The following is a 5,619-nucleotide window of genomic DNA, read 5'->3' on the forward strand; positions in this document are numbered from 1 at the left end:
GGCAGGTCAACCGGATCAAGATGCTGAAGCGGCAGATGTTCGGCCGGGCCGGCCTCGACCTCCTGCGCAAGCGCATCCTCCTCGCCCGCTGACCCGCCTGCCGCAAAACCCGCGACGGTGACCCTACGTCAGACCTGCACCAAAAGTGATCCAGAACCAGAGTTCGGCCGTCGTCGAGACCCGGCCAGGCTTAGGCCGCGAGAGTTGACCCGAGATCAGCGCAGTCGTCGCGACTCTGGCTGGAGGATTGTCGATCCGAATATGAGCAGGTGGCCAACTTGGGGTACCTGGCACCCCTCTGAAGCGACAGGCGCAGGCAGGAGATCGGATAAAAATCTGATGCATTTCCGCCCTGCTGGCCCAGAGCGACATGCGACCGGAGCCAGCCATGTGCCACCCCTGCTCGCCATGTGCACATCGCGCTACTCGCGGCTGGCGGACACTGCTGCCCCTGTGCCAGTCAGATGGTTGTGCTGATTCTCCATGCGGCAGCAAGTGTGTCGGAGGTGTGTCGCGATCAACGAGAGAGGGCGGGAGTCAGCGAGACTGGCTCCCGCCCTCTTCCCTCGGCATCCGCCCTGGTCAGCGCTTGATTTCTGCTGTTCCTAGGCGAGTGCCCCCCGGCAGGATTCGAACCTGCGCACACGGCTCCGAAGGCCGTTCCACCTTGTGGTGTTGTTCTGGCCAGCGCGCCGACATGAGCCCGTTGCAGGTGACCTGTCCACGAATAGTCCAAGGAGATGGTCGTCCGCGAGTCCGGCGAACACAACCGCCGGAAGATCGTCTTGGGCAGACGTCAAGCATCACCCGATGCCGCCCCGTCAAGCATCACCTGAGACTCGACAGCGTTCGAGCCTGAGTTCGCTGCTTCTCTAATCCGACCGCGCGCAGACGTGCCAGATACTCCTGAGCAGCTGACTCAGAGCTGTAGCGACGCTTCATCGGAGGGGTACCAGTGGTCGGCCACCACGGTACGGGTGGTGTGGCGTTGGCGTATCTTGCAGTCGAGCCGGTGGCGGATCTCGTCGAATCCGGCGTCGGCTATGCGGCGGGCAGGGCACCGGTTGCGGAGCATGCCGGCGCCGTTGAGGTCCTCGACCGCGATCGTGCCGTACTCGGCCGCCATGGCGGTGGTCAGCTTGTGCAGGCGTCCTCCCGCAGGTTCGCGACGCGGTGGTGGACCTTGTTTCGCAGGGCGTTGGCCTTCTCCCATCGGCGGGACGGTTTCTGCCCGGTGCGGTGGTCGGGGCCCGTCGGCGCGAGACCGCTCGGCAGGCGCGGCGCAGTTCGGGCCCGTGGCCGGCCAGGGGTGTCTACTGCTCGGGACGCTGCGCCCATACCTTTGCCGCGAGCAGGTCCGCCTCGTACTGCGACAGCCCGGCCTTCACCAGGATGATCCCGCGACTGCCATCCGGGAACGCCACCGTCCGCGCTTGCGTCCCCAACAGGCTCGGCTTCTGCTCCTCCGCCATAGCGGCCTCCGTATATCGACGAACCTCTCACAGTAGAGGTCGCATCGAGTGGGGACGAGGACGCTCCGCCGGGTGGGCTACCTCTCGTTCGTGTACGCCCTGGCCGGCATCCGCCCCCCGCACTGAAGTCTCCGTGTATGTCCGCAGGTCTCGGCAGCAGTCCGCTCCGCGCGCCCGACATCGCGCACCACCAGCACAAAGGCCGCGCCTGCCCGCCTCACGCGTTGCGGCGGCATCTCGTACTCATCGCTCATCACCCGGAACCCTGCCCGGCTTGGGCACCGACCCCCTGGCGATATCGTCCGGGCCTGACCGGACAGGTCCTCCTGCTCGAACACGACCGTCCCACCGCGGAGGCAGCGTGCTGCCGAAACGCGCGGACAATCCGTCTCAGCGCCGGTGGCTTCGCGCCTGCCGATCCGGTGACGAAGTGCGGTCCGTTCTCGTGGACAGAGCCAGGACGGCCGCGCAACCTCGTCTGCGTAGCGTGGAAACACCTTGTAGGCCCCGGAGGGTTGGACGCCACAGCCGTGCGCATCCGGTCCGTCGGCCCCTGGCCCCCGCCGCCCGTAGGGCTCGCTCGGGCCGGTTCACGCGTCTGTGCCGATCTCATGGCGTGGCTGCCTCAGACGTGCCTGGTCGTTGTCCGCCCCTCTGGTGGAGGCTCCGGCCTCGGGTGTGGCCGAGCACCGCAGTTGGCCCCGCTGGTCAACTGCGATGCACCACCACAGCCCGGTTGCTCAGAACAGGCACTCCCAGAAGGCCTCTTCCGGGTCGGGTTCTTCTGGGTGGAGCATGCAGCGTCTGCAGCGCAGGAGTCCTGGTTCGTTGGTGCCGGAGGCGGCGCCCATCCACGGCAGGGCCTCCATGACGTGTGCGCGCTCGTCGTCGGCGAGGGCGTCGACAATCCGGCGGAGCTCCTCGGGTGCCGATTGGTCGGTGAGGCAGAGCCAGCCGAACGCAGCCGCCAGGCGGGCTTCGGGGGCCTCCGATCGGTCGTGCCACCGTTCGCGCAGCCACGCGAGGGTCGGCGGGTGCGGGTGGGCCCGGGTGATCTCGGCGGTGGCCAGGAGCAGGGCGGCACGGACCATGGCATCACCTTCGGCGGCGAATCCGTCGGCCAGGGTGGTCCGGATGATGTGGTCGGGGTCGGCGGCGGTCGCCAGGACGTAGGCGGCGTCGACGCGGACGGTGAGGTCGGAGTCTTTGAGGAGGGGCAGGAGTGCGGCGGTGCCGGCTGTGATCGCGGCCCGGGCGGCGGCCACCGACCAGCCGGCCGGGTAGCCGGTCACCTCGTAGCCGTAGTCGTCGTGGGTGTCGGGGGCATCACGCCGGGGATCGTTGCGATGGAGGAGGAGTTCCTCGCGGGAGGCGACGCCGTGGTGCCGGGCACGGGCGGGGCCGGAGAGCACGGCGAGGGCGGCGGCGCGGTGCGGGTGGTGGGCGTCGATGGCCAGGGGGATGAGGAACGGCACGGCAAGGGCGACAGCGGCCCGGCTGTCATTGGCGCACAGGCCCCACAGCACACCCGTCGCGTCCTCCGTGCCGGGTTCGCCGTCGGCGCGCAGGAGGTGAACAGCCTTTCGGACATCGTGCCCATGAACGAAGTTGTCCCATTGGACGGCGTCGAGGTCCAAGCCCTGTCGGGGTTCGGACAGGATTCCGGCCACCACCGCCCGCACGTCGAACGGGCCGCCCGAGAACAAGGCCAGGTCCGCCCCGTCCGCCACTTCCCGGCACATCGCGAACGTCGGATCGGTCCGCCAGTCCTTCACACCACACCCCTACCGTTGAACCCCCGGAACTTGATCATGGCGGGCCCGGCGGCCCCGCGGAAGCCGGCTCTGGCCTGATTCCTGAACCCGTGACCGCCCTATGGCGGGCTGCGGCCCGGCCGGGGGCCGGGCTGGAGCGGGGCGAAGACAGACATCCGATGCGGTTGATCAGTCAAGCTGCGTTGGGGAAGGCGGTCTGCTCGTCGTAGGGGATGCGGTGGGTGAGGCAGTGGTGCAGGCAGCCCAGTAGGCGGTTGAAAAGGTTGCGCTGGGCTGCGACGTGTCGCTCTTCGGCTGCGCGGCGGCGGTCGTAGTGGGCCCGTGCTCCGGGTGACGCGGTCAGGGCTGCGAAGGCCCAGATGTAGCCGGCCGAGGCGAGGCGCTGGTTCTTGATGTGTCTGGCCAGGACGGTGGTCTTGCGTCCGGAGGATCGGGTGATGGGGGCGGATCCGGCGTAGGCCTTCAGCGCGCGTGGGCTGGTGAAGCGGGTGGGTCGTCGCCGAGTTCGGCCAGGACACGGGCGCCGGTCAGGGCGCCGAGGCCGGGGAAGCTGGTGATGATCTCGGCGTCCTGGTGGGTGGCGAAGGCTGCAGTGGTGGCTGCTTCCAGGTCGTCGGCGCTGGCGCAGGCGGCATCGAACTGCCATAGCAGAGCGAGGGACTTGGTTCCCATGGCCTGCTCGACGACGGGTGGCTGCTGCATCTGTGGTTCGCGCAGCAGGGTGTGAAGGCGCTCGACCTCACTGGCGATCTCGCGTTGGCGTCCGGCCTGTTTGAGGATCGAGCGCAGTTGGGTGCGGGTGAGCTGGGCGGCCTGGGTGGGTGTGGGTGCCGCGGCCAGCAGCGTGCGGGTGACGGGTGAGGCGAGGCCTTCGCGGAAGTGCTTGAAGACGGTCAGGAAGCCGGGGAAGTATTCGCGCAGGTGGGAGCGGAGTCGGTTGCCGGTCTGGACGCGGTCCCAGACGGCGTCCTGCTGGGCGCGGGCCAGGACGGTGATGGCCTGGGCGAGGTGGCTGTCTGTGGGCAGGGGGCGGTGTTCGGCGGGGTCGGTGCGCAGGATGTTGGCCAGGACCTTGGCGTCGAGGTGGTCGGACTTCTTGCGGCTGAGTGCGTAGCGGTCGCGGTAGCGGGCGGCGGTGAGTGGGTTGATCACGTAGATCGGCCTGTCGGTGGCGCGTAAGCAGGCGACGAGGAGACCGTGTGAGGTCTCGATGGTGACCGGGATCGGGTGCTGTGGGCTGTCGCCGTGGTGGGCCAGCAGTTGAAGGAGCTGGCTCAGGCCGGCTGGGGTGTCGTCGATGCGGAGCTTGTCCAGGAGGGTGCCGGCCTGGTCGAGCAGTGCGATGTCGTGGTGGTCGGTGGCCCAGTCGATGCCGCAGAACACGCTGGTCATGGTGGTGTCCTTGGGTGGGTGGGTGGCGGTGGTGTGGTGGTCGCCTTGGCGGGGTTGCGCGTCTCCTTAATGGCAGGGCTCATGGGCCCGTCATCCGATTGGCCGTTCGCAATCCCAGCGGCCGCCGGGGGTCTCGGTCAGCTGGGGAACTGGGGCGTTCGCCGAGCGGTGAGAGGTGTTCCCTGGCGGCGGCTTGGACCACGAGAGGCAACGATGCCGCTGTTCGGGTGCGAGCGGGGGTGGCGGGCCCGGTCCGCGCGGGACGAAAGCATGAGCGCGGGCCGGGCCCGCCACCCCCGCGATGCTGCACTGAGCGGGCAGGCACGTGGGGCCGACTCTGTCTTGGGAGGTCAGGCCTCAGGAGCGACTACGGATCATCACATGCCGACCCGCCCAAGACGCTCGGCCACGAGAAACCGCCCAGCGCCTTACCGCGCCATTACCGGTAGTTCGTTAAATTCGGCGGTTGCACGGGTTGACGGCAGGTCGGGTTGGTCGTGGGCCGGTGGTAGGGGTCATTTGCCGTGCTGGGGGCTGATGATGACTGCTCGCCGTCCGTGTCCGCCTGCTCCGGGTCCGTTGGAGGAGTATGCGGCCCGGTTCGACGACCTCTTCTTCAGCCTGGCCCAGCGTCGCGGGTTTCGTGAGTACCTGACGGGGCTGCTGGCGCCGCGGGAGCGGAACAAGACGATCACCTGCCTGGCAGGGGCGGAGCCGGTGGCGGGTGCGGGGATGCCGGGGGTGCAGTTCTTCCTGTCCGAGTCGCCGTGGGAGGCTGAGCTGGTCAACGACCGGCGGCTTGAGCTGCTGTGTGGAGCCGGCGACGGCTCCGCATGACGGCGGGGTGATCGTGATCGATGATTTTGGGGATCGCAAGGACGGCATGGCGACCGCGCATGTGGGCCGGCAGTGGCTGGGCCGGCTGGGGTAAGACGGACAACGGCATCGTCACGGTGACCACGGTGTGGACCGACGGCCGC

General features: G+C 68.6%; 3 protein-coding genes, 1 tRNA gene and 2 pseudogenes. 1 reads left to right on the forward strand and 5 read right to left on the reverse strand.

The features are described 5' to 3' along the window. Window positions 1-618: 618 nt before the first annotated feature. From ACWCQK_RS41830 to ACWCQK_RS41850, 5 genes and pseudogenes are all read right to left on the reverse strand, one after another. Window positions 619-677, reverse strand: a tRNA-Arg gene (locus ACWCQK_RS41830). Window positions 678-919: 242 nt separating this feature from the next. Then, the gene (locus ACWCQK_RS41835) at window positions 920-1,126 is read right to left on the reverse strand and encodes a hypothetical protein (protein WP_451164468.1); all 207 of its coding nucleotides are present in this window, start codon (window positions 1,124-1,126) and stop codon (window positions 920-922) included. A 187-nt stretch (window positions 1,127-1,313) separates the two neighbouring features. After that, entirely contained in the window at window positions 1,314-1,472 is a 159-nt protein-coding gene (locus tag ACWCQK_RS41840; RefSeq protein ID WP_451164470.1) for a hypothetical protein, read from the reverse strand. A 740-nt stretch (window positions 1,473-2,212) separates the two neighbouring features. Beyond that, window positions 2,213-3,247 carry a hypothetical protein gene (locus ACWCQK_RS41845; protein WP_451164471.1) on the reverse strand — a complete coding sequence of 345 codons (1,035 nt, stop codon included), beginning with the start codon at window positions 3,245-3,247 and terminating at the stop codon, window positions 2,213-2,215. 172 nt (window positions 3,248-3,419) lie between these two features. Next, window positions 3,420-4,639, reverse strand: a pseudogene (locus ACWCQK_RS41850) (IS110 family transposase). Window positions 4,640-5,179: 540 nt separating this feature from the next. Here ACWCQK_RS41850 and ACWCQK_RS41855 point away from each other — a divergent pair. After that, window positions 5,180-5,619 (forward strand): annotated as a pseudogene (locus tag ACWCQK_RS41855) (transposase); the annotation flags it as partial.

It is taken from the genome of Streptomyces sp. NPDC002306 (genome assembly GCF_053593435.1).